21 protein-coding genes are annotated in these 24238 nt (G+C 66.9%); 10 read left to right on the top strand and 11 right to left on the bottom strand.

Features of this window, described 5'->3' with window-relative positions:
• From choV to K32_RS16865, 3 genes are all read right to left on the bottom strand, one after another.
• Nucleotides 1-1179, bottom strand: coding sequence for a choline ABC transporter ATP-binding protein (gene choV / locus K32_RS16875; RefSeq protein ID WP_201400640.1), 1179 nt, complete (start codon nt 1177-1179; stop codon nt 1-3).
• Between the two features lie 2 nt (nt 1180-1181).
• Nucleotides 1182-2033 (bottom strand): choline ABC transporter permease subunit, encoded by an 852-nt coding sequence (choW, locus tag K32_RS16870; RefSeq protein WP_201400639.1) that lies wholly within the window; start codon nt 2031-2033, stop codon nt 1182-1184.
• A gap of 84 nt (nt 2034-2117) precedes the next feature.
• A complete protein-coding gene (locus tag K32_RS16865; RefSeq protein WP_201400638.1) occupies nt 2118-3068 on the bottom strand; it encodes a choline ABC transporter substrate-binding protein in 951 nt (316 codons plus the stop codon).
• A 354-nt stretch (nt 3069-3422) separates the two neighbouring features.
• On the opposite strand from K32_RS16865, the gene betI reads away from it, so the two are divergent.
• Both betI and K32_RS16855 read left to right on the top strand, forming a co-directional pair.
• Nucleotides 3423-5447, top strand: a complete 2025-nt coding sequence (betI, locus tag K32_RS16860) for a transcriptional regulator BetI (RefSeq protein ID WP_201400637.1) — start codon at nt 3423-3425, stop codon at nt 5445-5447.
• Between the two features lie 143 nt (nt 5448-5590).
• Nucleotides 5591-6253 carry a hypothetical protein gene (locus K32_RS16855; RefSeq protein ID WP_201400636.1) on the top strand — a complete coding sequence of 221 codons (663 nt, stop codon included), beginning with the start codon at nt 5591-5593 and terminating at the stop codon, nt 6251-6253.
• Nucleotides 6254-6316: 63 nt separating this feature from the next.
• Here the strand turns inward: K32_RS16855 and K32_RS16850 are convergent, their stop codons facing one another.
• A complete protein-coding gene (locus tag K32_RS16850) occupies nt 6317-6559 on the bottom strand; it encodes a hypothetical protein (RefSeq protein ID WP_201400635.1) in 243 nt (80 codons plus the stop codon).
• Nucleotides 6560-6736: 177 nt separating this feature from the next.
• Here K32_RS16850 and K32_RS16845 point away from each other — a divergent pair, with 177 nt between their 5' ends.
• Nucleotides 6737-6919, top strand: coding sequence for a hypothetical protein (locus K32_RS16845; protein WP_201400634.1), 183 nt, complete (start codon nt 6737-6739; stop codon nt 6917-6919).
• Between the two features lie 99 nt (nt 6920-7018).
• On the opposite strand, the gene K32_RS16840 is transcribed toward K32_RS16845, so the two are convergent.
• The 3 genes from K32_RS16840 to K32_RS16830 all read right to left on the bottom strand — a co-directional run bounded on the left by K32_RS16840 (nt 7019) and on the right by K32_RS16830 (nt 9906).
• Nucleotides 7019-7366 (bottom strand): MmcQ/YjbR family DNA-binding protein, encoded by a 348-nt coding sequence (locus tag K32_RS16840; RefSeq protein ID WP_201400633.1) that lies wholly within the window; start codon nt 7364-7366, stop codon nt 7019-7021.
• A gap of 26 nt (nt 7367-7392) precedes the next feature.
• Nucleotides 7393-8478, bottom strand: coding sequence for a transporter substrate-binding domain-containing protein (locus K32_RS16835; protein WP_201400632.1), 1086 nt, complete (start codon nt 8476-8478; stop codon nt 7393-7395).
• Nucleotides 8479-8628: 150 nt separating this feature from the next.
• On the bottom strand, nt 8629-9906 hold the full coding sequence (locus K32_RS16830) for an L-fuconate dehydratase (RefSeq protein ID WP_201400631.1): 1278 nt from the start codon (nt 9904-9906) through the stop codon (nt 8629-8631).
• On the opposite strand from K32_RS16830, the gene K32_RS16825 reads away from it, so the two are divergent.
• On the top strand, nt 9900-10517 hold the full coding sequence (locus K32_RS16825; RefSeq protein ID WP_201400630.1) for a hypothetical protein: 618 nt from the start codon (nt 9900-9902) through the stop codon (nt 10515-10517). The two genes, K32_RS16830 and K32_RS16825, sit on opposite strands and share 7 nt — an antisense overlap.
• 58 nt (nt 10518-10575) lie before the next feature.
• On the opposite strand, the gene K32_RS16820 is transcribed toward K32_RS16825, so the two are convergent.
• Nucleotides 10576-11643 (bottom strand): D-TA family PLP-dependent enzyme, encoded by a 1068-nt coding sequence (locus K32_RS16820; RefSeq protein ID WP_201400629.1) that lies wholly within the window; start codon nt 11641-11643, stop codon nt 10576-10578.
• A gap of 55 nt (nt 11644-11698) precedes the next feature.
• Nucleotides 11699-12454, bottom strand: coding sequence for an SDR family oxidoreductase (locus tag K32_RS16815; protein WP_201400628.1), 756 nt, complete (start codon nt 12452-12454; stop codon nt 11699-11701).
• Nucleotides 12455-12637: 183 nt separating this feature from the next.
• Between K32_RS16815 and K32_RS16810 the strand changes: the two genes are divergently transcribed.
• The 6 genes from K32_RS16810 (at nt 12638) to K32_RS16785 (ending at nt 21744) form a co-directional block, all read left to right on the top strand.
• Nucleotides 12638-13012 (top strand): RidA family protein, encoded by a 375-nt coding sequence (locus K32_RS16810; RefSeq protein WP_201400627.1) that lies wholly within the window; start codon nt 12638-12640, stop codon nt 13010-13012.
• 105 nt (nt 13013-13117) lie between these two features.
• Nucleotides 13118-14590 carry a M81 family metallopeptidase gene (locus K32_RS16805; RefSeq protein ID WP_201400626.1) on the top strand — a complete coding sequence of 491 codons (1473 nt, stop codon included), beginning with the start codon at nt 13118-13120 and terminating at the stop codon, nt 14588-14590.
• Nucleotides 14591-14734: 144 nt separating this feature from the next.
• Nucleotides 14735-16171, top strand: coding sequence for an MFS transporter (locus K32_RS16800; RefSeq protein WP_201400625.1), 1437 nt, complete (start codon nt 14735-14737; stop codon nt 16169-16171).
• A gap of 35 nt (nt 16172-16206) precedes the next feature.
• Complete coding sequence (locus tag K32_RS16795) at nt 16207-17460, top strand: aminopeptidase (RefSeq protein WP_201400624.1); 1254 nt, start codon at nt 16207-16209, stop codon at nt 17458-17460.
• 238 nt (nt 17461-17698) lie between these two features.
• Nucleotides 17699-20332 carry a bifunctional lysylphosphatidylglycerol flippase/synthetase MprF gene (gene mprF / locus K32_RS16790; RefSeq protein ID WP_201400623.1) on the top strand — a complete coding sequence of 878 codons (2634 nt, stop codon included), beginning with the start codon at nt 17699-17701 and terminating at the stop codon, nt 20330-20332.
• Nucleotides 20329-21744, top strand: a complete 1416-nt coding sequence (locus tag K32_RS16785) for a virulence factor family protein (RefSeq protein WP_201400622.1) — start codon at nt 20329-20331, stop codon at nt 21742-21744. Before mprF ends, K32_RS16785 begins: the two co-directional genes overlap by 4 nt.
• A 36-nt stretch (nt 21745-21780) precedes the next feature.
• Here the strand turns inward: K32_RS16785 and K32_RS16780 are convergent, their stop codons facing one another.
• Together K32_RS16780 and K32_RS16775 are read right to left on the bottom strand one after the other, a co-directional pair.
• Complete coding sequence (locus tag K32_RS16780) at nt 21781-22215, bottom strand: DoxX family protein (protein ID WP_201400621.1); 435 nt, start codon at nt 22213-22215, stop codon at nt 21781-21783.
• Between the two features lie 94 nt (nt 22216-22309).
• Nucleotides 22310-24235, bottom strand: coding sequence for a DUF2207 domain-containing protein (locus K32_RS16775; RefSeq protein WP_201400620.1), 1926 nt, complete (start codon nt 24233-24235; stop codon nt 22310-22312).
• Between the last annotated feature and the right edge of the window lie 3 nt (nt 24236-24238).

Here is a 24238-nt window from a genome sequence, read left to right as displayed (position 1 = left end):
TTAGGCCGTTCGGCGGAGCAGGCTCGAATAGATCTCGTCGTCGCCGCAGAGGCCGGCGAGACGTCCGTCCGCGTCGACGAAGACGATCGGATGCTCGGTTCTCCGCTTCAGCGCGATCGCGGTCGCGAGCTTCAAATCGACCGGGGCGACGATCAGGTCGCAGGGCGTGTCGAAGGCGGCGGCATTGCCGTTGACGCGGCCGAGACTGCCCTCGCGGCCGTTGACGTCGACGCCGACCGGGCGGTCGCCGGCATCGACGCGGACGCGGACGAGCCCTTCGCGGTCGAGCAGCACCGTGCCCTCGCCACGCTTAAGCGCGCCTGCCGGCGTCATCACCGAGCGACCGCGCAGTACGTTCAAGGGATTGGTATGCTTGACGAAATCGGCGACGTAGGGCGTCGCCGGCCGCAGCAATATGTCCTCGGCCGTGCCGCACTGGACGATGCGGCCCGCCTCCATGATGGCGATCTTGTTGCCGATCTTCATCGCCTCGTCGAGGTCGTGGCTGACGAAGAGGATGGTCTTCTGGATGCGGCGCTGCAGGTCCAGGAGCTCGTCCTGCATCTTGTCGCGGATCAGCGGATCGAGCGCCGAGAACGGCTCGTCCATCAGGAGGATCTCGGCATCGGTGGCGAAGGCCCGCGCCAGTCCGACGCGCTGCTGCATGCCGCCGGAAAGCTGATGCGCGTGCTTGTCGGCCCATTGCGACAGGCCGACCATGGCGAGCTTCTCGTCGACGATGCGCTTGCGCTCGGCGGCCGGAATTCCGCGGATTTCCAGCCCGAAGCCGACATTTTCGCGCACGGTGCGCCAGGGGAACAGGCCGAATTGCTGGAACACCATCGAGACGGTGCGCATGCGGATCTCGCGCAGCACGTCGGCGCCGCAATGTGTGACATCGACCTCGGCGCCGTCATGCGAGACGAGAACCTTGCCGCGCGCCACCTCGTTCAGCCCGTTGACGGCGCGCAGCACCGTCGACTTGCCCGAGCCGGACAGGCCCATCAGCACGCAGATCTCGCCGCGTTCGACGGTCAACTCGACGCCCGCCGCGCCGAGGACGGCGCCGGTTTCCGCCAGGATCTCGTCGCGCGTCCGGCCCTGGTCGATCAGCGCCTGCGCCTTCTTGCGACGATCGCCGAAGACGATGTCGACCTTGTCGAAGCGGATGGCCGGCATGCTCAACGCCCTCCCGTCTTGCGCGCGGGGCGCTTGCAGACCCGGTCTAGCACGATGGCGAGCAGCACGATCGCCGCGCCCGCCTCGAAGCCCATGCCGATATTGACGGAGTTCAGCGCCCGCACGACCGGCTTGCCGAGCCCGTCGGCGCCGACGAGGGCGGCGATCACCACCATGGAGAGGCTGAGCATGATGCACTGGGTGATGCCGGCCATGATCGTCGGCATCGCATGCGGCAGCTCGACCTTGTAGAGCAGCTGCCGCCTGGTGGCGCCGAAGGCCTGGCCGGCCTCGCGCAATTGGGCCGGCACCGAGGTGATACCGAGATGGGTCAGCCGGATCGGCGCGGGAATGGCGAAGATCACCGTCGAGATCAGGCCGGGCACGGTGCCGAGACCGAACAGCACGAGGGTCGGGATCAGGTAGACGAAAGTCGGGATCGTCTGCATCAAATCGAGGATCGGGCGAATGCCGGCATAGAGCCAGGGCCTGTGCGCGGCGGCGATGCCGACCGGCACGCCGATGACGACGCAGACCAGCGCCGCCCAGATCACCAGCGACAGCGTCTCCATTGTCGGCTGCCAGTAGCCGAGATTGATCACGAGGAGAAAGGCGAGAGCGGTGAACGCCGCGAGTTTGAACGAGCGGTGCAGCGCATAGGCGATGGCCGCGAAGACCGCGACGAGGACGAGCGGCGGCGCGGCCAGCAGAAACCGCGTCAGGCCGTCGATCATCGTGCCGAGGACGAGCGAAATCCCGTCGAACAGCCACTGCGCGTGCTGGTTCAGGAAGTCGACGAAGCTCTTGATCCAGGATCCGAGCGGGATCTTGTGCTCGGTCAGCCAGCTATACATGGCGGGAAGCCGTCATCGTTTGTCGCTCCGTGGCCCGGCGCGGGCCTTCCGGGGCGGCGGGCGCCGCCCCGGTCGTTTCCAGGCTCAGAGGCCGAGGCTCTTCTTCACGGCGTCGAGGCCGGGCTGGCCGTCGATCGTGTTGACGCCGGCGAGCCAGACATCCAGCTGCGCCGGGTTGGCCTTCAGCCAGGCTTCGGCGGCGGCGATCGGCTCCTTGCCGTCGTCGAGAATGCTCGACATCACCTGGCCTTCGATCGGCAGGGTGAACTTCATGTTCTTGATCAGCGCGCCGACGTTCGGGCATTCCTCGAGATAGCCCTTGCGCACACTGGTCGAGACGGTGGCGCCGCCGAAATTCGGGCCGAAGACGTCGTCGCCGCCATCGAGATACTGCATGGCGAACTTCTCGTTCATCGGATGCGGCGCCCAGCCGAGGAAGACGATCGCGTCCTTCTTGCGGCCGGCGCGGTCGACCTGGGCCAGCATGCCCTGTTCGCTCGATTCGACCAGCTCGAACGAGCCGAGGTCGAACTTGTTGTCCTTGATCATGTCGAGGATGAGCCGGTTGCCGTCATTGCCGGGCTCGATGCCGTAGAGCTTGCCGCCGAGCTTGTCCTTGAACTTGGCGATGTCCTGGAAGGTCTTCAGACCCTCGTCGAACAGGTAGGCGGGGACGGCGAGCGTGTATTTCGCGCCTTCCAGATTGACGCCCACGACCTCGACCGAGCCGTCGTCCTGGTACGGCTTCAGGTCGGCGGCCATCGAGGGCAGCCAGTTGCCGAGATAGACGTCGATATCCTTGTTCTTCAGCGACGCGTAGGTGACCGGCACCGACAGCACCTGCAGCTTGGGCTCGTAGCCAAGGCCGGTGAGGATGCGCGAGGTCAGGCCCGTCGTCGCCGAGATGTCGGTCCAGCCGACGTCGGAGAACCGCACGGTTTTGCACGACGCCGGTTCCGCGGCGGCGGCCGTCCCGGCCAGGCCGAGGACGCAGGCCATGGCTGCCACGGATCTCGATAGTACCGAATTGAGCATTCTCTACTTCTCCCAACATGCGGCCTCGCCAGGCGACCCCTGGTTGAGGTCAAGCATAGCGCAGTCACGGACGCGATGAAGCGTCCTAGCGACAGATCTTGTTATAGTCCCCGTGGCGTTATGTCCGTCCGTCGTTCTTCCTTTATCCAATCAATCCGCATCGGCTTGTTTTTGATAGTCCGTTGAACGGGCGTTCAAAGTCCAAGATCCTGTCAATTATGCCGTTTCGGTGACAGTCTTGTCTTTCCGATGTGCCGAAGCCGGCGAGGGCGTCAGGAAATACGCGAAGGGCTTTGATTGGCCGTTCAATCGGGATAAATGACGAATGGCCGCGAGATGACGGAGAGGATTGTCATGAGTGGGACAAGTTCCGCCCGACTCGAAGCCGAGGATGTGCGCCGACGACAGCTGATCGAGGCGACGATCGAATCGCTGGCCGAGGTCGGTTTCGCCGCCTGCACCTTGATGGATATCGGCCGGCGCGCGGGCGTTTCTCCCGGACTGGTCGCGCATTATTTCGGCGACAAGGAAGGCCTGCTGGAGGCGACTTTGCGCTCGATGGCCGGCCGGTTGAGCCGGCTCGTCTCGATCCGGCTCGCCGAGGCGAAGTCGCCCCGCGCCCGGGTCCAGGCCGTGATCGACGCCAATCTGGCGCCCGAGGAGTTTGACCGCCGCACGGCCAGCGTCTGGCTCGCCTTCTGGGGGCAGGTCATCCATTCCGCCCGCTTCAAGCGGGTGCAGAACGTCTATCAGCGCCGCATGCTGTCCAATCTGCGCCATGCGCTGAAACAGATGGTGCCGCCGCGCGACGCGCAGCAGGTCGCGGTCGCGATCGCCGCGGTGATCGACGGGCTGTGGCTGCGCGAGACACTCGCGGCCGAGGGCGAGCCGGAAAGCGCGGGCGCGCGGGCCATCGCCACCGCCTTCGCCGACATCCAGATTGCCACCGTCCGGGCGCGCGTCAACGCGGCCGATGCCGGGCCGGCAACGAACGGCCGCCACGCCGTGATCCGCAGCCACATCGCCGGCCGGGGCCTCGCGGCGGGGAAGGGCCGAACGTTCGCGACGGTCAATCCCGCGACCGGCGAGACGCTCGCCAGAGTCGAGATCGCCGGCGCGGCGGAGGTTGAGGCGGCGGTCGCAAGCGCGCGCCACGGCCAGGCGGTCTGGGGCGGCATGACCGGCGGCGAGCGGGGGCGGATCCTGCGCCGCGTCGCTGCCATCCTGCGCGAGCGCAATGACGAACTGGCGCGGCTGGAGACCCGCGACACGGGAAGACCGATCCAGCAGACATCGACCGTCGACGTCGTCTCGGCGGCGGATTGCCTCGACCATTTCGCCGCTCTCGCCAGTGCCCTCGCGGACGAGCATGTCGGTCTCGGATCCGGCGCGATCGGCTATTCCAGGAGCGAGCCGCTCGGCATCGTCGCGGCGTTCGGAGAGGCGAGCGCTTCGCTGTTCGCCGCTTGCCGGAACGCCGGACCGGCGCTCGCGGCCGGCAATGCCGTGGTTCTCCTGACGTCCGATCGGGCGCCGCTTTCGGCGGCCAGGCTCGCCGAGATCATGACCGAAGCCGATATGCCGGACGGCGTCTTCAATGTCCTGCACGGTCCCGCCGAGACGGATCGGCTGCTCAGGAAGCATCCCGCCGTCACGGGGATCGCGGAGCGGCCGACCGGCGGGTCGACCGTCATCGTCTTCGATGGCGCGAACCTCGAGGGCGCCGTCTCCGGCGCGCTCTCCGCCGGCTTCGGGGCGGGCTCGACCGGCGCGCGGGTGCTCGTGCAGTCCACTGTGCGTGAAGCCTTCGTCGAGGCTCTGGTTGCTCGGGTGGGCCGTCTCGTGGTCGGCGATCCCATGGATCCGAATACGCAGGTCGGCGCGCTGGTCTCGGAGGCGGAGATGGAGGGTGCGCTTCGCCAGATCGAGCAGGCGAGGGAGGCGGGCGCCCAGGTGCTTGTCGGCGGCGATCGGCGGACGGAAGGCCCGCTGGCGCGCGGAGCCTTTCTCGCGCCGACGGTGCTCGACCTTTGCACCGACGCGATGGCGATCGTCTGCGATCCTTCGGGCGGCCCGATCCTGCCGGTGCTGTCCTTCGACGACGAGGACGAGGCGATCGGCCGGCTGAATGCGGCGCTTGCCGGCGGCCCCGCAGTAGCCGTTTTCACTCGGGATCTCGCGCATGGCCAGCAGGTCATCGCCCGTCTTCACGCCGGGACATGCTGGCTCAATCACTATCAGCCGATGCTGGCCGGGGCGCCTTTGGGCGGCTTCCGCCAGGCGGCGACGGGCGGCGCGAACGCGCGCTCGGCGCTCGAACCTTATACAAGGCTGAAGCACGTCTACGCGCAGCTGGACGGCCTCGCGGCGCCTCGCTGATCGAGGTCGCGGGGAGCTCGCCGGAGCGAGGCTCGTTGCATCGGCTCCCGCTCTGGTTGAGACTGCCTCTCGCCCGGTGCCGACAGCTCTCTATATCCGACAGGGAGCGCCGGCAGGGCGCCGTGTACGAGAGGAGGGACGAGATGAGGACTTCGGGATCACTGGCGTTTGCCGCATCGATGGTTCTGCTGGCGCTGGGAGGCAGCGCCGGCGCGCAGGAAAGCGGCATGAGCTTCTTCGTTTCCAGCGTGGGTTCGGGCAAGGGCGCCGATCTTGGCGGCCTCGAGGGCGCCGACAAGCTCTGCCAGACGCTGGCCGAGAAGGCGGGCGCCGGCGCGCGGACATGGCGGGCCTATCTTTCGACCCAGGCGGAGGGCGGCGCGACCGCCGTCAATGCGCGCGATCGCATCGGCACCGGTCCGTGGCAGAACGCCAAGGGTGTCGTCATAGCCAAGGATGTCGCCGATCTTCACGCAGCCAACAAGATCTCGAAGGAAACGGCGTTGACGGAAACCGGCACGCCGGTGAACGGGCGCGGCGACACGCCGAACACGCACGACATCCTGACGGGCAGCCAGCCCGACGGCACGGCCTTCCCGGCCGGCGAGGACAAGACCTGCGGCAACTGGACGAAGAGCGGCGCCGAGGGAGCGGCCATGCTCGGTCATCACGATCGCAAGGGGCTGGACGACTCCGACGCGGCGAAATCCTGGAACGCGTCGCATCTGTCGCGCGGCGGCTGTTCGCAGGAGGCGCTCAAGGGCACGGGCGGCGCCGGGCTGCTCTATTGCTTCGCGGCGAAGTAGTCTTCTCGAGACAGCGGGGCGGGCCTTCGGGACCGCCCCGATTTCGCTCGGAGAAGCGCGATCTCAGAGCCCGGCAAAGGTGCCGCGGCGGATCTGCACGTCTTCGATCTTGGGGATCAGTTCGCTGTCGTAGATGAAGCGCTGGTCTTCATCGAGGGCCGTGACCCCGTTCTCGATTACCAGCTTGATGATGCGGTGCGCATCGGAGCGGCGGGAAATCTGACCTTCGTCGAGCAACCGATCCAGCGCCGTCGTCAGGAAAATTCGTCGCGACATAATTCCGACCACCCTGTCGAGAAGAACCAATCCTTAGACTCTGCCTGATACGAGATTCGGTCAAGCGGCGGTGTTTGCACGCCTTTCGCCCCCATGCGCCCATCCACAGGTTGTTGCGCGGTTGCGTCGCATCGGCATTGGACTGCTTTTTGTGTCAACGCCTCAGGCAAAATCTGTCATACGTTTGCCGGAACAGGGGACCTATCCATGAACAAGAAACTGACGGCGCTTCGTGCTCGGCTGGTCGAAGCGCAGCAGAAGCTCATCTCCCAGGCGGTGGACGCGGGCGGGCTGCCGACCGACGGCGCGCTTCGCAAGATCTCCGACCTCGAGAACGCCATCATGGCGGTCGAGCACATGATGGAAGATCTCGGCAACGCCAAGGGCTGACCGGCGGGAGCCTCCGCTCCCGTCGTCCCGCGATCCGCGCCGTCCGGATGCCGCCGTTCCCGCCGGACGGTCGCCGTGGCGCGCCCGGATTCGCAATTCCTAGAATGAATTCGCCAGTCGTTTCGGCGCGATCAGCCGATAGCTGCGGCGGATCAGCTCCGACACTTCCTGCCAGTCTGGATCATTGTCGAGGCGGATGCCGATCCATCCTTTCGGTCCGACATAGGGCGGCACGAAGAAGCGCGCGGGATCCGCGCCGACCAGGACCATCTGGCTGCCCTCCGGCGCCTTGACCCAGACCGAGTCCCGTCCGTCGCCGCGTTTCTGCATGGCGAAGATCTTGCCGCGGACACGGAAGGTCGGATCGCCCCACGTCTCCTGCTCGGTCGCTTCCGGCAGGGCCAGGCAGATCGTGCGGAGATGGTCGATCGGTCGTTCCGGCGGCATCGCGGCTCCAGCGCGGTTGGGGCTTCTCAGCGTTCGCCGAGATAGCGGAACAGGGTCTGCTTCCACCAGTCGCTGTGGACGCTGTCGAGCAGGGCGACGTCGATATCCCGGCGCAGCGGGCTGCCGAGCGGCAATCCGATGCCGTAATTCTGCGCGTCGAAGACGATGTCGAGAACGTTCAGCGACGAGCCATAGTCCTGCAGGACGATCCAGGCGAGCAAGGGCTTGTCATAGACGAACGCGTCGATGGCGCCTGCCTTCATCGCCTTCAGGCCGGCATCGGCCGAAGGAAAGCTGCGATACTTGATCTGTTCATTGACGAGATAATCGATCGTCGAGGAGCCCTCGACCGCGCCGACCCGGACGGATGCTAGGTCGTGCGCATTGGTGACGAGCCCCTGCAGCGCGCTCGTCGTGAGCGCCGAGGTGACGCCGGCGGTGAAGACGGCGATGGCGATGATCGAGACCGCCATCCAGAGGATGGCCAGCGATCGTCCGGCCAGCGTGATCGGCGTATGCACGCCCGTGCTCGCCTGCGTCATCGCCTCGGCCGACCACCAGATCGAGGCGCCGATGCCCCGCGTGCCGCCGAAATGCTCGTTGCGGCGGCGCTCGAACAGCCAGATCAGGAGGCCGACCAGAAGCGCCAGCCCGATCAGCGCGCCGACGGCCTGCAGGAAGCCGAGCGACAGGATCGACCGCAGGATGACGTTCCAGCGCGATCCGTCGCCGGGCGGCACGGCGATGCCGAGGCCGGTGCGGTAGAAGGGCTGGCTGAAGTCGATGATCTCGGCGCGCGCGCCCGTGATGGTCAGCGCGGCGACGGCGGCGTCGTATCGGCCGGTGGCCGTGCCGGCGATCAGTGCGTCGACGGTCGGTTCCTCGACCAGACGATATCGGACGCCCAGCTTCTCCGCGATGCGTTGCCAGAGATCGATGCTGATGCCGGTCCAGCTGCCGTCCGGCCGTTTCATGGCGAAGGGCGGCGCCACCTTGGTGGCGACGACGAGTTCCCGCGCCGCGGCAGGGGCGGGCGTCGGCTGGGCGAGGACCGGCAGCGCCGATAGGACCACCAGCAGGCCGGCCATCAGAAACGGAAGGGCTCGACGCATTGCCTTGTCACCACTTGCGGATATCAGGGCGCAATGTCACGGCCATGTCGTGGTCGCCCCGGATCGGCGCGACCACGATATTCAATGCATCATTCCGTGCAGGATCCCGGGGCCGATACTTCTACGAAAGTAGCCCCTTCGGATTCTGCTTTAGCCGGCAAAGATGTGCGCGGCAATCGACTCGGGCTTCATTTCAATCGAGAAGCCCGGCAGCTTCGGCGGCATGTAGGCCGCGTTCTGGATGTCGCAAGGCTCGACGAAGTGCTCGTGCAGATGGTCGACATACTCGATCACGCGGCCTTCCTTGGTGCCGGAAACGACGAGATAGTCGATCATCGAGAGGTGCTGCACGTATTCGCAGAGGCCGACGCCGCCCGCATGCGGCCAGACCGGCTTGCCGTACTTGGCGGCCAGAAGCAGGACGGCGAGAACCTCGTTCAAACCGCCGATGCGGCAGGCGTCGATCTGCACGATGTCGATCGCGTTGCGCATGATGAACTGCTTGAACAGGATGCGGTTCTGGCACATCTCGCCCGTCGCGACCTTGATCGGGGCGACGCCCTCGCGGATCTTGCGATGGCCCTCGATGTCGTCCGGGCTGGTCGGCTCCTCGATGAAATAGGGCTTCGAGAAGGCGAGCTGCTTGACCCAGTCGATCGCGGTGTCGACTTCCCAGACCTGGTTGGCGTCGATCATCAGGAAGCGGTCCGGCCCGATCACCTCACGGGCGGTCTTCAGGCGGCGGATATCGTCCTCGAGGTCGCGGCCGACCTTCATCTTGACGTGGTTGAAGCCCTGGTCGACGGCCTTCTGGCAGAGGCGGCGCAGCTTCTCGTCGCTATAGCCGAGCCAGCCGGCCGAGGTCGTGTAGCAGGGATAGCCCTCGGCCTTGAGCGCGGCGATGCGCTCGGCCTTGCCGATCTCCGCCTGCTTCAGGATGGCCAGGGCCTCGCCGGGGGTGAGGCCGTCGGTCAGGTAGCGGAAGTCGACGATCTTGACGAGCTCTTCCGGCGTCATCTCGGCGACCAGCTGCCAGACCGGCTTCTTGGCTTCCTTGGCCCAGAGGTCCCAGGCGGCGTTGACGACGGCGCCGGTGGCGAGGTGGATGGCGCCCTTGTCCGGGCCGATCCAGCGCAGCTGGCTGTCGCCGGTGATGTGGTGCCAGAAGCGGCCGGGATCTTCCTTGATCCAGTCGAGTTCGAGGCCGATCACCAGATGGTCGAGCGCGCGAATGGCGGCGCAGCAGATCTCGTTGCCGCGACCGATGGTGAAGGTGAGGCCGTGGCCGGAAAGCTCCGGATTGTCGGTGTCGAGAATGACATAGGCGGCCGAGTAGTCCGGATCCGGGTTCATCGCGTCCGAACCATCAAGCGATTGCGAGGTCGGGAAGCGGAGATCAAAGACGCGGAGGCCAGTAATACGTGTCATTTCTTCTTTGCTTTCGTCTGGTCGGCGCGGTCGTCGAAACCGCCCGGACATCACGGTGGGGGGCGCCGTGGTGGATGCGACCTGCCCCGGAATACCTTACTGCCCGCGGCTCGGCAACGTTCGGGCTGGGCGCAACCGGACGATGCGGGCGGTTTCGCTATCGCCCATCGGAAAGTCCTGCGCCATTATCGGAAAGGCGATTCGGCGAACAAGCCGAACGAATAGATCTCTACCGGGAGAGACCAGACGTGCTGTTTCCTCGATTTCGCTCCAAGGAACGCGATATTCGCAGCGATGTCGAACGGCTTTCTTCGGTCGGGAACGCGATATCGAAGGTGATCGACGAGGTCGAGCTGGAACTGGCCGGTCTCTCCGCCCGCATCGAGGAGGCCCGCGCCCGGGCTGCGTTTCTCTATGGCGACATGATCGAGGGCGAGAACCCGGATGTCGAAGGCGCCGCGGCGATGCTGGCGGACGCCGAGCGTCTTCTGGTGCGCGGCGACGTACGCTTGATGGAGATCCACGGCAATCTCGCCTTCCTGCGCGACCTGCACCAGCGGACTGTGTCGGAATCGACCCGCCTGCAGGAATACGCCGCCCAGGGCGAATAGGCGGGCCCTCGGGCGAAGCACCCCGGCCGGAGCCGGGGCGCCGTTTTCTCTCCGTCGATCAGTCGACCCGGCCGCGCGCCGCCACCGCCACCGTCTCGACGACGTGGTCGCCCGAGACCAGGTGGACGTGGTCGTAGAGGTTCGACACCGGGCAGGCGTGGTTCGGCAGGATCAGCAGCCGCTCGCCGATCTCCGGCTTCTTCGCCGAGGCGGAGAAGTCGATGTTCCCGTGCTCCTCGCTCATGCCGTAGATCACCGCGTCGGGATAGCCGACCACCTGGCCATAGCCGTTCAGCCCGAGCAGGTCGCTGGTCAGCGCCTTCGAGCCGGCGTCGATGATGGCGCGGTCGGCCGTCGGCCGGCTGACGACGGTGACGAGCACGTGCAGGGCGCAGTCGTCGACGGTGCAGACGTCGCGGGCGACCAGCGAGCGGTCGAAATAGATGTAGGTGCCGGGGCGGTATTCGGTGGCGATCGGCGTCTCGTGCGCGCGCCAGATGTCGGGCGTGCCGCCGGTCGAGATCGTCTTCGGCGGCAGGCCCGCCGCCGTCAGCTTGTCGGACGCCTCCTGCAGCCAGGCGCGGACATCAGCCGTGCCGCCCGCCGGCGGATAGGTCATCAGGCCGTCGAAGACGAGCCCGGGCTTCGAGGCGATATGCTTGGCCAGCACAACCGCGTCGTCCGGCGTCTGCACGCCGCAGCGGCCGGCGCCGGTATCGCATTCGACCAGCACTTCGAGCGGCGCGCCGGCGGAGTCCGCGAAGGTCTCGGCATAACCGTCGACGACATAGGCGCTGTCGGCGGTAACGGCGAGCGTCACCCGCTTGGCCAGATCCTTCAGGCGGGCGAGCTTCTCCGGCGCGACCAGGTTGTAGGGCAGGAAGATGTCCTCGATGCCGGCGTCGGCCATCACCTCGGCCTCGCCGAGTTTCTGGCAGGTGATGCCGATGGCGCCGAGCTCGAGTTGGCGCTTGGCGAAGAGCGGCAGCTTGTGCGTCTTGATATGCGGCCGCAGGCGCACGCCATGCGCGTCGGCATAGTCCTGCGCGCGCTTCAGATTGGCCTCGGCCCGGTCGAGGTCGATCAGGACGCAGGGAGTCTGGAGGGTATCGATATGTCTCGGCATGATTTCCTCGCCAAAGCGCCGTCGCGGCGATTGGGATTGATAACAGGGATTTTGTTCAGAACACGTCGCGGATGAAGCGCAGATTGCCCGCCGTCAGCCCGGCGTCGACGGGAAGCGCGACGCCGGTGATGGCGCCGGCGAGCGGCGAGGCCAGGAAGACGGTCGCGTTGGCGACGTCGACCGGCGTTGCCAGCTTGCCCAGCGGATAGTGCGCCACGACCTTGGGAAGCAGGTCGGGATCCTTCGCGACGCGGTGATCCCAGGCCGGCGTGCGCACCGAGCCGGGGCAGATGCAGTTGGCGCGGATGTTGTGGCGGCCGTTCTCGACGGCGATCGCCCGCATATAGGCGACGAGGCCGGCCTTCGCCGCCGCATAGGCGGGATTGCCGTAGTGGCTGAGCGCATTGACGGTCGAGGTCATGACGATGGCGCCGCCGCCATTGGCGATCATCGCCTTCATCGTCGGGTCGATCAGGTTGAAGCTGCCGGTCAGGTTGATCTCGACTTCCTGGTCCCAACTCTGACGATTGACCGTTTCCATCGTCTCGGCGCGGCTGAAGCCGGCATTGCTGACGAGGACGTCCGGCGCGCCATGCTCGGCGACGATCGCGGCCACCGCGCGCTCGGTCGCGTCCGCGTCCGTCAGCTCGAACATCGATTTCGCCACGCCGTCGAGGGCGTCGAGCAGCGCCGCGTCGCGGTCGCAGGCCGTCACCCGCGCTCCCGCCGCCTGGAAGGCGGCCACGATGGATCGGCCGATGCCGCCGCCCGCGCCGCTGATCACCACGTGCTTGTCGTTGAGACCGAACATTAGTTTCCCTCCGCTTACGCAAGGCTCTTTCGGATCCGCCAACAAAGCAACCGGCGAAATATGAAGATATGCTGCTTTCCTGTCGATAATCGGGACGATTTACTCTAGCCTCCGCGCCGCTACTCAGGGGCGGTCTTCCGGTCCGCGATCGGGCCGCCTGATAAAACCAAAGGGGCTAGTTTCATGAGCAAATTGAAGACCGTCTACGGCGCCTCGCATGTGCCGCTTTCCCCGGCCGTCCGTGCGGGCGATTTCGTCTACGTCTCCGGCCAGGTGCCGACCGACGCCAGCGGCACGGTCGTCGCGGGCGGCATCGAGGCGCAGACCCGGCAGACGCTCGAGAACGTCAAGGCGGCGCTGGCGCTGGCCGGCTGCACGATGGACCAGGTCGTGAAGACCTTCGCCATCATCACCGACGCGCGCGACTTCGGCGGCTTCAACAAGACCTACGCCACCTTCTTCGAGAAGGATCCGCCGGCCCGCACCACCGTCGAGGCGCGCCTGATGATCGACATCAAGGTCGAGATCGAGGCGATCGCCTACGCGCCGCTCGGCTAGCCGTCTCGCGGTTCCGCCATCGCCGGAGCCGCCGTCGACCCCTGGGCTCTGGACCCGCCGCGGGTTCGGGGTCCCTCGCCGCCATCGCCAGGATCATCCCGCATCATGCGCATCTTCACCGCTTCGCTCGCGACCGAGACCAACACCTTTGCACCGGTTCCGACCGACCGGGCGAGCTTCGAGATGGCGTTCTATGCGGGACCCGGCCAACATCCCGAGACGCCGACGCTCTGCTCCTCGCCGATCGTCGCGCTCCGGAAGCGCGCCGAGGCGGACGGCATCGACCTGGTGGAGGGAACGGCGACCTGGGCCGAGCCGGGCGGACTGCTGCAGCGCGCCACCTATGAGGGCCTGCGCGACGAGATCCTCGACCAGCTCCGCGCCGCGCTGCCGGTCGACGGCGTCGTGCTCGGCCTGCATGGCGCGATGGTGGCGCAGGGCTATGACGATCCCGAGGGCGATCTGCTCGCCCGTATCCGCGAGATCGTCGGGCCGGATGTCCTCATCGCCGCCGAGCTCGATCCGCATAGCCACCTCACGCCGAAGCGGGTCGAGAACTCCAACATCCTCGCGGCCTTCCTCGAATTTCCGCACACCGATTTCTACGAGCGCGGCGAGCATGTCGTCGACCTCGCGATCCGGACGCTGCGCGGCGAGCTCAAGCCTGTCATCTCGACTTTCGACTGCCACATGATCGACGTCTTCCCGACCAGCCGGGAGCCGATGCGTTCCTTCGTCGACCGGATGAAGGCGATGCACGGCCAGAATGGCATCCTGTCGGTATCGCTGATCCACGGCTTCATGGCCGGCGACGTGCCGGAGATGGGCACGCGCGTGCTGGTCGTGACCGACGACCGCAAGGCGCAGGGCGACGCGCTGGCCGAGAAACTCGGCATGGAGATCTTCTCGCTGCGCGGCAAGACGATGATGCCACAGTTCAGCATCGACGGCGGCCTCGACCACGCGCTCGGCCTGATTGCCGGCCGGCCCGGCAAGCCCGTCGTCATCGCCGATACCTGGGACAATCCGGGCGGCGGCGTCGCCGGCGACGGCACGCTGATCCTGCGCCGGATGATCGAGCGCGGCATCGACAATGTCGCCGTCGCGACGATCTGGGATCCGATCGCCGTGACCTTCTGCCTGGCGGCAGGCGAGGGGGCCGAGATCCAGCTCCGCTTCGGCGGCAAGGCGGGGCCCGACGGCGGCGCGCCGATCGACGCCCGGGTCGAGGTCGTCCGCGCGGTTCCGGAGAGCTGGCAGAGTTTCGGCAAGAGCCGCGTCACCCTGGGGCCGGCGGCGCTAGTGCGGATCGTCGGCACCCGGACCGAGATCATCCTCAACACCAACCGCACCCAGACCTTCGAGCCGGACGTCTATTCGAATCTCGGCCTCGACCCGATGTCGAAGGACATCCTGCTGGTGAAGTCGACCAACCATTTTCACGCCGGCTTCGCGCCGATCGCGGCGGAGATCGTCTATATCGACGCCGGCGCGCCCTATCCGTCCAATCCCCGCGTGACCGACTACCGCAAGCTCACCCGGCCGATCTGGCCGCGGGTGGAGAATCCGCACGGTTGACGCGGTTTCGCGGGCGCGACGCGCGGGGGGCGCCGCAATCCCCTTGTGTCCGCCGGCCGAAAGCGCGATGAATCGGAGGTCCGATGTGTCGCCGGCTGGCACCACGTCGCGTCCTTTGTTTCTTTCTTCTCGCCGTCGGCCGGCATGACCTTCACAGCACCGCAAAAATCGACCTGGATCGCCCTGCTCGTCGCCGTTGCGTTCTTCATGGAGAACCTCGACGGCACGGTGATCGCGACGTCCCTGCCGCAGATGGCCGCCTCGTTCGGCGTCGCGCCCGTCGATCTCAACATCGGCATGTCCGTCTACATGCTGACGCTGGCGATCTTCATCCCGGCGAGCGGCTGGATGGCGGATCGCTTCGGCGCACGGACGGTGTTCGCCTGGGCAGTCGCGGTCTTCACCATCGCCTCTATCTTCTGCGCGCTCAGCGAGAGCGTGCTCGGCTTCGTGCTCGCCCGCATCCTGCAGGGCGCGGGCGGCGCCATGATGGTGCCCGTCGGGCGGCTGGTGGTGCTGCGAAACGCCTCGAAGAGCGAGCTGATGCGGGCGATCGCGGTGCTGACCTGGCCGGCGCTGTCGGCGCCGATCCTGGGTCCTCCGCTTGGCGGCTTCATCACCACCTACGCTTCCTGGCACTGGATCTTCATCCTCAACGTGCCGATCGGCATCGTCACGTTCGCGCTCACCTTCTGGCTGATCCCGAACGAGAAGCTCGACGCGCGCCAGGGCTTCGACTGGCTCGGCTTCGTCCTGACCAGCATCGCCTGCGCCGGGCTGATGTATGGGCTCGACCTCGTCGGTCAGAGCCATGTCGACTGGGTGGTCGGCGCCGGCATCCTGGCGGCGAGCGCGCTGTTCTTCTGGATCGCGCTCCGCCATTCCGGCCGCCATCCGCATCCGCTGCCGGATCTCTACGGTCTCGCCATCCAGACCTTCGCGGTGACGATGAAGGGCGGCTCGCTGTTCCGCACCGCCGTCAGCGCCGTCCCCTTCCTGCTGCCGCTGATGTTCCAGCTCGGCTTCGGTCTCGATCCGTTTCAGGCCGGTCTCTACGTGCTGGCGCTCTTCGCCGGCAATCTGGCGATGAAGCCGCTGACGAGCCTCGTGCTCCGGACCTTCGGCTTCCGCACTACGCTGATCGGCAACGGGCTGTTTTTCGTCGCGACGATGCTGGCCTGCGCATTCCTGTCGCCGGCGACGCCTTGGCTGATCATCATGGTCGTGCTGTTCCTGAGCGGCGCGGCTCGCTCGATGCAGTTCACCGCGATCAACACGCTCGCCTTTGTCGATGTGCCGCAGGCGCGCATGGCCGGCGCCAACACGCTGTTCAGCCTGGTGCAGCAGATCACCTTCGGCCTCGGCATCGCGCTCGGTGCGATCGCGCTGCGCCTGGCGGATGCCTGGCTGACGCCTGATGTCGAGGGGCTGACGCTCGGCGATTTCCATGCCGCCTTCCTGATCGTCGGCGTCGTCGGCCTGATCGGCCTGTTTGATTCCTTCGCGTTGCCGCGTGACGCCGGCACCGCGGTCAGCAAGCATCGTCCGCGCGGGAGCACGCCCGCGCCGGCGGAGTCCTGACCACCAAGAATTCGATCCATAGTGGAGTGTCTGTCATGACCAAGTTTGTCCGCGATCCCTCGCTTACCCATGAGCAGAAGCTAGACCGGCTTGGCGAGGTGGCCGTCCGCGTCGGTCTCGGCCTCCAGGAAGGCCAGGAGCTGGTGATGACGGCGTCGCTCGACGCGCTGCCGCTGGTGCGGCGGATCACCGAGCACGCCTACAAGGCCGGCGCCTCGCTGGTGACGACGCTGTTCTCCGACGAGGAGGCGACGCTGATGCGCTTCCGCCATGGTCGCGACGGCTCCTTCGACGTCGCCTCGGGCTGGCTGTTCGACGGCATGGCCTCGGCCTTCCGGAACGGCGCGGCGCGGCTTGCCATCGCCGGCGAGAACCCGTCGCTGCTGTCGGGCCAGGATCCGGAGAAGGTCTCGCGCGCCAACCGCGCCCGCTCCAAGGCCTACACGCCGGCCATGGAACTGATCGTCGGCTTCGACATCAACTGGACCATCGCGTCCTTCGCGTCGCCGGCCTGGGCGCGGGCGGTGTTCCCGAACGAGCCGGAAGAGGTCGCCGTCGCGAAGCTCTGGGATGCGATCTTCTCTGCTTCGCGCGTCGATCTCGATGATCCCATTGCCGCCTGGGGCGAGCACAACAAGGCGCTGCACGCGCGCACCAAGCTTTTGAACGATAAGCGTTATTCCGCCCTTCGCTTCGTCGGTCCCGGCACCGACCTGACCGTCGGTCTCGCCGATGATCATGACTGGGCTGGCGGCGCCTCGACGGCCAAGAACGGCATCGTCTGCAACCCGAACATCCCGTCCGAGGAAGTGTTCACCACGCCGCACAAGAACCGTGTCTCCGGCCATGTGACGAGCACCAAGCCGCTCTCCTACCAGGGCACCCTGATCGAGGACATCGCGGTCCGCTTCGAGGATGGCCGCATCGTCGAATCGACAGCGCGGACCGGCGCGGACGTGCTGGCGAAGGTGCTCGACACCGACGAGGGCGCGCGGCGGCTCGGCGAAGTGGCGCTGGTTCCGCATTCCTCGCCGATCTCGGCGAGCGGCCTGCTGTTCTACAACACGCTCTATGACGAAAACGCCGCCTGCCACATCGCGCTCGGTCAGGCTTATTCGAAGTGCATCCGCGGCGGCGACAAGCTTAGCCCGGATGAACTGGCGGCAAAGGGCGCCAACAAGAGCCTGATCCATATCGACTGGATGATCGGATCGCGCCATATCGACATCGACGGCATCGCCGCCGATGGCAGCGCCGAGCCGATCATGCGGCAGGGCGAGTGGGCCTGAAGGCGCTTCAGCGACGGAAGGTGCAGGAGATGTGATGTAAATCTCCTGCCATCCGCTGGAACGGCCTCAATGCAGCCAGATTTGGGGCTCTTCAACCTTGCATCGGATGCAAGGAGAGGGCAGCGGTCCGCGTTGACGAAGTGTCATCGTGGCGCCAGCGCCCAATGTCATGATGAGCGAAAGCGTTACAATGCTCGCGCGGTCCGAACGGCATCGCGTGGAAAAGCGGCGTGAAGACATGACCGACGAGTTCAGGGACGACGCGCCGGATTACGTGGAGGCCGGCGCGTTGTCGGAGACGCGCTATGAAAGGCTGCGGGCCGTCCTGGCGCCTTGGCGCCCGGCCATCACGGCCGTGGTCGGCGTCGCGGTGGTCGTTCTCGTCTGGCTGGCGATTTCCCGGCTGATCTCCGAGGTCGACTACAACGACGTTCTCGATACGCTGCACGCGACGCCGATTTCGACGATCATCGCGGCGCTCGGCTTCACGGTGCTGAGTTTCCTCGCGCTCAGCATCTACGATCGCTCGGCGCTTCACTATCTCGGCCGTTCCGACGTGCCGTATCCGATCGTCGCCCTGACAGCCTTCTGCGCCTATGCGGTCGGCAATACCGCCGGCTTCGGCCCGTTGACCGGCGGCGCCATCCGCTATCGGTTCTATTCGCGCCTCGGCTTCGAGCCGGGTGACGTCGCCAAGGTGGTCGCCTTTGTCACCCTGGCCTTCGGCGTCGGACTTGCCGGCGTCACGGCGCTCGGTCTCACCTTCGCCGCGCGCGACCTGGCGGCTCCGCTGGAGCTCCCGCCCAATCTGCTCCGGGGCATTGGCCTTGCCATCCTCGCCGCGCTGGCGGGGTTGCTTGCCCATGCCGCCTATGGCGGCGGGCGGATAGGATGGCGCGGCGTCTCGATTGTGCTGCCGCGCCCCGGCATCATGCTGGCGCAGTTCGGCGCCACCCTTATCGACGTTTCGGCAGCGGCCGCCGTGCTCTGGGTGCTCCTGCCGCAGACGGATATCGGCCTGCCGGCCTTCATCGCCGTCTATGCGGTGGCGATCGGCCTCGGCGTCGCCAGCCATGTGCCGGCCGGTCTCGGCGTGTTCGAGGCGGTGATCATCGCCGTGGTCGGTCGCGCTTCTTCCGTCGACCAGGTTCTGTCGGCGCTGATCCTCTACCGCGTGATCTATTATGGCGTGCCGCTGCTGGCGGCCTCGGCGCTGGTGACCGGTCTCGAGGTCCGGCGCGCCACGTCCGGCGCCCAGGCATCCCGGGTTCTCCGGGCCGGCGCGCAATTGTCGCCGCGCGTGCTGGCGACGCTGACCTTCGCGCTCGGCGCGGTACTGGTCATTTCCGGCGTCACGCCGGCGGCCGACCAGCGGCTGGACCTGCTTTCGGCCCTGCTGCCGCTGCCGGTCGTCGAAGGCGCCCATTTCATCGAAAGCGTGCTGGGGCTCGGCCTGATCGTGGTCGCGCGCGGGCTGGCGCACCGGCTCGACGGCGCCTGGTGGGCGGCGATCATGGCGGTCGGCGCGGCTGTGCTGCTGTCGCTGCTGAAGGCGATCGCAATCAGCGAGTCGATCTCGCTGGCACTGTTGTTCGTCGCCCTGCTGGCGACGCGGCGCGAGTTCAACCGGCCGGCCTCGCTGCTACATCAGCGCCTGACGCCCGGCTGGTTCCTGGCGATCGCGACGGTCATCGTGACAGCGCTCGCCGTCCTTCTGTTCGTCTATTCCGACGTCGACTATTCGAACCAGCTCTGGTGGCAGTTCGAGTTCTCGGAAGAAGCGCCGCGCAGCCTGCGCGCGCTGCTCGGCGTCGTCATCGCGGCCGGCTCGATCGCCGCCTGGTCGCTGCTGCGGCCCTCCAAGGGCAAGACCGGGCAGCCGGCGCCGGAAGAGATCGCCGACGCGGTTCGGATCCTCGAGGCGCAGCCCTATCCCGATGCCAATCTGGTGCGGATGGGCGACAAGACGCTGCTCTTTTCCGATGATCGCCGGGCCTTCATCATGTTCGGCCGGCAGGCCCATTCATGGGTGGCGCTGTTCGATCCGATCGGGCCGCGCGCCGCTTGGCCGGGATTGATCTGGCAGTTCGTCGAGATGGCGCGGGCGGCGGGCGGGCGAGCCGTTTTCTACCAGGTGATGCCGGAGAATCTCGCGCTCTATGCCGATGCGGGCCTGCGCGCCTTCAAGCTGGGCGAGGCGGCGCGCGTCGATCTCGCGGCCTTCGACTTGAAGGGCGCCAAGCGGGCGAGCTTGCGCCATGCCTTCAATCGCAGCCAGCGCGAGGGCCTGAGCTTCGAGTTTCTCGAGCCGGATCAGGTGGCCGAGGCGATCGACGAACTCGAAGATGTCTCGAACCAGTGGCTCGCGGCGCATCGCGCCCGCGAGAAGCGGTTTTCGCTGGGGGCGTTCGACCGTTCCTATGTCATGGCGCAGCCGGCCGCCGTGGTGCGGCGGGACGGGCACATCGTCGCCTTCGCCACGGTGATGACGACGGCCCAGAAGCAGGAAGCGACCGTCGATCTCATGCGGTTCAAGCCGGGTGTTCCGGCCGGCGCGATGGAGTTCCTGTTCGTCAGCCTGCTGCTGTATCTGCGCGACCAGGAGTATCGCTGGTTCGACCTGGGCATGGCGCCGCTCGCCGGCCTTTCGGAAAGCCCGGCGGCGCCGTTCTGGCACCGGATGGGACGCGCCGTGTTCGAGCATGGTGAACGCTTCTATAATTTTCACGGGCTGAGGGCCTTCAAGGCGAAGTTCCAGCCCGATTGGCATCCTCGCTACATGGCCGTATCGGGCGGCATGTCGCCGGCGCTTGCGCTGGCCGACGTAACCGTCCTGATCAGTGGCAGCCTCAAGGGAGTCGTTGGGAAATGATCCGGAATTGCATATTGGCGGCGCTGATCTCCTGCACCGTCGCGCCTGCCCTGGCCGACGATGCGCCGGCGCCGCAGCAGGAGCCGCAGGCGGCAGCTGCCACGACGTTCAATGCCGGGCTGCTCGGCAAGCCGGAGATCCTGACGCCGGAAGGCGATGTCGGCGGCACCGTGTTCCTGTTCTCCGACAAGGATGGCTGGACGCCGGCCGACGAGGCCGTGGCGGTCAATTTGCAGAAGGCCGGCGCCATCGTCGTCGGCGTCGACACGCCGAAGTTCTTCGCAGGCCTCGAAGTCGACAAGGCCGATGAGTGCGTCTATCTCGTCGCCGATATCGAGGATCTGAGCCATCAGATCCAGCGTTCGCTCGGCACCGAGATCTATCATTCGCCGGTGATCGCCGGCATCGGCGCCGCCGGCACGCTCGGCCTCGCCATCGCCGCGCAGACGCCGGACGCGACGATCGGGCGGACGGTCGCCGTTGATCCCGGCAAGGTCCTGCCGCTGAAGAAGCCGCTCTGCACGGATGCGCCGAAGACCGCTTCGGCGGGCGGCACCGTCTATGGCCTCGCCAAGGGCGACCTCACCAACCCGGTCGACGTCCTCTACACCGCCGCCGCGCCGGCCGACGGCAAGGCGCATGTCGCCGACCTGCAGGCGCAGGGCTTCAAGATCAAGGACAAGGCGGCCGACGGCGACGCCCATGCGGCGCTGGAGTCGCGGCTGCTGCATGTGCTGGCGCCGAAATCGGCCGGCGACGATCCGCTGGCCGACCTGCAGCTGATCGAGCTGCCGGCGACCACCAAGTACAACACCATGGCCATCGTCTATTCCGGCGACGGCGGCTGGCGCGACATCGACAAGTCCGTCGCCGAGGCGCTGCAGAAGGACGGCGTCCCGGTCGTCGGCGTCGATTCCTTGCGCTACTTCTGGTCCCAGAAGACGCCGGATCAGACCGCCGCCGATCTCGCCCGCATCATCGAGGCCTATGGCGAGCGCTGGAACGTCGAGCACTTCATCGTGATCGGCTATTCCTTCGGCGCCGACGTGCTGCCGAGCGCCTATAACCGCCTGCCGGCGGAAGTGAAGGACAGGATTGCCCTGCTGTCGCTGCTCGGTCTGTCCGAGACGGTCGACTATGAGATCTCGGTGGGCGAGTTCCTCGGCACCAGTTCGAGCGAGGGCGAGACGCTGCCGGAGCTGAAGCAGATCAAGCCCGGCGTGATCCAGTGCGTCTATGGCGAGGACGAGGACGATTCCGCCTGCCCCAAACTCGAGGGCACCGGTGCGGAGCTGGTCAAGACGACGGGCGGCCATCACTTCGACGGCGACTATGACGCTCTCGCCGCGAAGATCCTCGACGGCCTCAAGCGCCGCACGGCAGGGCAGGGAAACCCGCAGGCGGCGAAGTAGCGGGCGCCGCCCGCCGCTCGCCCGTTCGTCTTCGCGTCAGGCCCGATATCCGTCGGCTTCGCCCTCATGGGCGCGGCCGAGCAGGGAGGCATGGATCGCCAGTGTCTTGCCCGGTCCATGCACCGCCGCGAAGAGCAGCCCAGCGATGAAGGTGAAGTGGTCGATAAAGAAGCCGAATTCGGTCTGGTTGCCGTTCCAGTGCGAAGGCCCATGGAAGGCGAAGGCGAGGAACAGGATATAGGCGGCGGCGAGCAGCGCGGCTTCCGAGAAGAAGGCGCCGGTCAGGAGCGCCACCGCGAGCGCCAGCTCGAAGAGCGCCGCCACCCAGGCCAGAAAGAGCGGAAACGGAAATCCCGCCGACGCGATGTAGCCGGCGGTGCCGTTGATATCGATGAGCTTGAAGCTGGCGGCCATGACGAAGATGCCGCCGAAGATCAGCCGGGCGACAAGGATGGCAATGGTCTTTCCCATGGTGGATCCCTCCTGAAATCATGCGTTCGTTCAACGACGATCGAACGGTGACGATTTCGACAGGGGAGGCCCGGGAAAGGTTGCGATCCCGCTGTTACCAGCCGGAACCGCCGCCGCCACCGCCTCCGCCGCCGGACGAACCGCCGCCGCTGCTTCCTGAACTGAAGCCGCCCGAGCCGGAGCTCGATCCCGGCGCCGTCGACGCCGAGGCGACCGTCTGTGACAGGCCGGAGCCGAGCCGGTCGACGAGATCGGTGGCGCTGCGGTTGTTGTTGGCGAGATACCAGCTCGATACCGCCGCGGTCGCACCGGCTGCGGCGAGCACGCCGGCGAATTTCTTGGCCCAGGCGTTCTCGACGTCGAGCGCGACGGCATAGGGCAGGTAGCGCTCGAACAGCTCCGGCGTCTTCTCCGGCGGATGCAGTATTTCCAGCCGGTGCTCCTCCGCGATGCCGAGATACTGGCGGAATCCGGCGACGGCATCGCGCAGCTTCTGGCCTTCCGGCGTCGGCGAACGCATCCACGAGAAGGCGGAGGCGAGCACCGGCAGCAGCGCGAAGGGCAGCAGCAACACGGCGAAATCGAGCGGTCCGCGTGCGGCGCTCAGGAACACGCCGAGCCCGGCGCCGCCGAAAGCGAGCGCGAAGATGCCGGTGAAGAGCAGCGCGAAGATCCGCTTGTACCAGGGGCTGCCGCGCAGCGACCGCAGGGTGAGGCCGACGACGATGGCCGGGATCGACAGGAACACCAGGCTGAACGCGGCGACGAGGCCGTTCTCGCCCATGGTGCTGACCAGCCCGATGCCGGCCAGGATATAGGCGGCGAGCGTGATCAGGACGCCGCCGGTCAGCCAGCCACTGTTCATGTTGAAGACGGTGCCGGAATAGGCCTTGGCGAGACCGCGCGCCAGCGTCGCCTCGGCGCTCGACAGCGTCATGTGGTTCGACTGTACGAGGCGGATCTCGCCGCCGCTGCCGAACAGCACCTGCGCCGCTGCCATCTCGGCCGGGCCGGCCGGCTTGCCGCCCGGTGTGCGGGTCAGCGCCAGCGCCTTGCCGCTATCGGCGATCTTGAGCTGGCCCTTGACGCCGAGATCGAGGATCGCGGCCGTGAAGGCGCGATCGTCGAAGTTCATCTCGGAGATGTAGCGCGTCGCGGCCGCCGAGAGCCCCTCGGGCGGCGTGAACAGCGGGATGATCGGGCCCGGCTTCGGGTCACGTCCGGCCTTGCGCCAGGCCTGGAACAGATAGAGCAGTCCGCCTGCGGCGCCGAACAGGGCGAAGACGGGGCCGATATTGTCCCGAAGCCACCAGTAAGTGCGCTGCCCGGAGCTCGGCGCGGCGACGACGCCCTTCGGCCATGCGGCGGCGACGGTAAGCCCGTTATGCGCCGGCAGGGGCGCCGTCGTGCGGAAGACGATGCGGCCCGGTTCCTTCGAGACGACCCGGGCATCCTGGCCCCGTTCGCCCTGCTGGCCGGTATAGATCGCGGTATTGCCGAACGGCACGGCCTCCGGCAGCGTGATGCGCGCCTCGGCGACGTCGATCGGGAAGGTCCAGCCGGTGCCGGTAACGTTCCAGTAGAGCTCGTCGAAATCGTCGAAGAAGCCGATCTGCCGGTTCGTCCGGTAGCGGATGACGTAGTCGTGCGGGCCGGGCGTGAGCAGCGTCTCGGCCGAGCCGATGCGGATGCGCTTGCCGTTCGAGAGCGTCTCGATCGCGAAGGGCTCGTTCTGGCCGTCGCGGGTGACCGATTCCACGTCGAAGCCGACGACGACCGAACCGCCCCTGTCATCCCGATAGGTGGTCGGAAAATCGCGCAGGATGCCGCGCCGGATCTCGTTACCCTCGGCCTGGACGCGGATCGTCTCGACGACTTCGAGATCGCCGTTCCGCTCGACCGTCACATCCGAGACGAAGCGGAGAATGCGCTCCTCGGCGCCGGCGGCGAGCGGCGCGAACGCCAGCAGCAGGCCGGCGGCGAGGCCGAGGCAGGTGGCGCGGAGGCGGTCGGCGCGCATGGC

It is taken from the genome of Kaistia sp. 32K, from assembly GCF_016629525.1.
Classification (GTDB): Bacteria; Pseudomonadota; Alphaproteobacteria; order Rhizobiales; family Kaistiaceae; genus Kaistia.
Note: the sequence above shows the minus strand (reverse complement) of the source record. Positions and strands in the feature narration are given on the sequence as shown.

Coding starts and splice junctions, on each gene's coding strand:
- K32_RS16795 (WP_201400624.1), top strand. CDS start 16,207: ATGACCAAGTTTGTCCGCGATCCCTCGCTTACCCATGAGCAGAAGCTA.
- choW (WP_201400639.1), bottom strand. CDS start 2,033: ATGTATAGCTGGCTGACCGAGCACAAGATCCCGCTCGGATCCTGGATC.
- K32_RS16840 (WP_201400633.1), bottom strand. CDS start 7,366: ATGCCGCCGGAACGACCGATCGACCATCTCCGCACGATCTGCCTGGCC.
- K32_RS16845 (WP_201400634.1), top strand. CDS start 6,737: ATGAACAAGAAACTGACGGCGCTTCGTGCTCGGCTGGTCGAAGCGCAG.
- choV (WP_201400640.1), bottom strand. CDS start 1,179: ATGCCGGCCATCCGCTTCGACAAGGTCGACATCGTCTTCGGCGATCGT.
- K32_RS16815 (WP_201400628.1), bottom strand. CDS start 12,454: ATGTTCGGTCTCAACGACAAGCACGTGGTGATCAGCGGCGCGGGCGGC.
- K32_RS16855 (WP_201400636.1), top strand. CDS start 5,591: ATGAGGACTTCGGGATCACTGGCGTTTGCCGCATCGATGGTTCTGCTG.
- K32_RS16830 (WP_201400631.1), bottom strand. CDS start 9,906: ATGACACGTATTACTGGCCTCCGCGTCTTTGATCTCCGCTTCCCGACC.
- K32_RS16805 (WP_201400626.1), top strand. CDS start 13,118: ATGCGCATCTTCACCGCTTCGCTCGCGACCGAGACCAACACCTTTGCA.
- K32_RS16775 (WP_201400620.1), bottom strand. CDS start 24,235: ATGCGCGCCGACCGCCTCCGCGCCACCTGCCTCGGCCTCGCCGCCGGC.
- K32_RS16785 (WP_201400622.1), top strand. CDS start 20,329: ATGATCCGGAATTGCATATTGGCGGCGCTGATCTCCTGCACCGTCGCG.
- K32_RS16800 (WP_201400625.1), top strand. CDS start 14,735: ATGACCTTCACAGCACCGCAAAAATCGACCTGGATCGCCCTGCTCGTC.
- K32_RS16820 (WP_201400629.1), bottom strand. CDS start 11,643: ATGCCGAGACATATCGATACCCTCCAGACTCCCTGCGTCCTGATCGAC.
- K32_RS16780 (WP_201400621.1), bottom strand. CDS start 22,215: ATGGGAAAGACCATTGCCATCCTTGTCGCCCGGCTGATCTTCGGCGGC.
- K32_RS16835 (WP_201400632.1), bottom strand. CDS start 8,478: ATGCGTCGAGCCCTTCCGTTTCTGATGGCCGGCCTGCTGGTGGTCCTA.
- K32_RS16810 (WP_201400627.1), top strand. CDS start 12,638: ATGAGCAAATTGAAGACCGTCTACGGCGCCTCGCATGTGCCGCTTTCC.
- K32_RS16865 (WP_201400638.1), bottom strand. CDS start 3,068: ATGCTCAATTCGGTACTATCGAGATCCGTGGCAGCCATGGCCTGCGTC.
- mprF (WP_201400623.1), top strand. CDS start 17,699: ATGACCGACGAGTTCAGGGACGACGCGCCGGATTACGTGGAGGCCGGC.
- betI (WP_201400637.1), top strand. CDS start 3,423: ATGAGTGGGACAAGTTCCGCCCGACTCGAAGCCGAGGATGTGCGCCGA.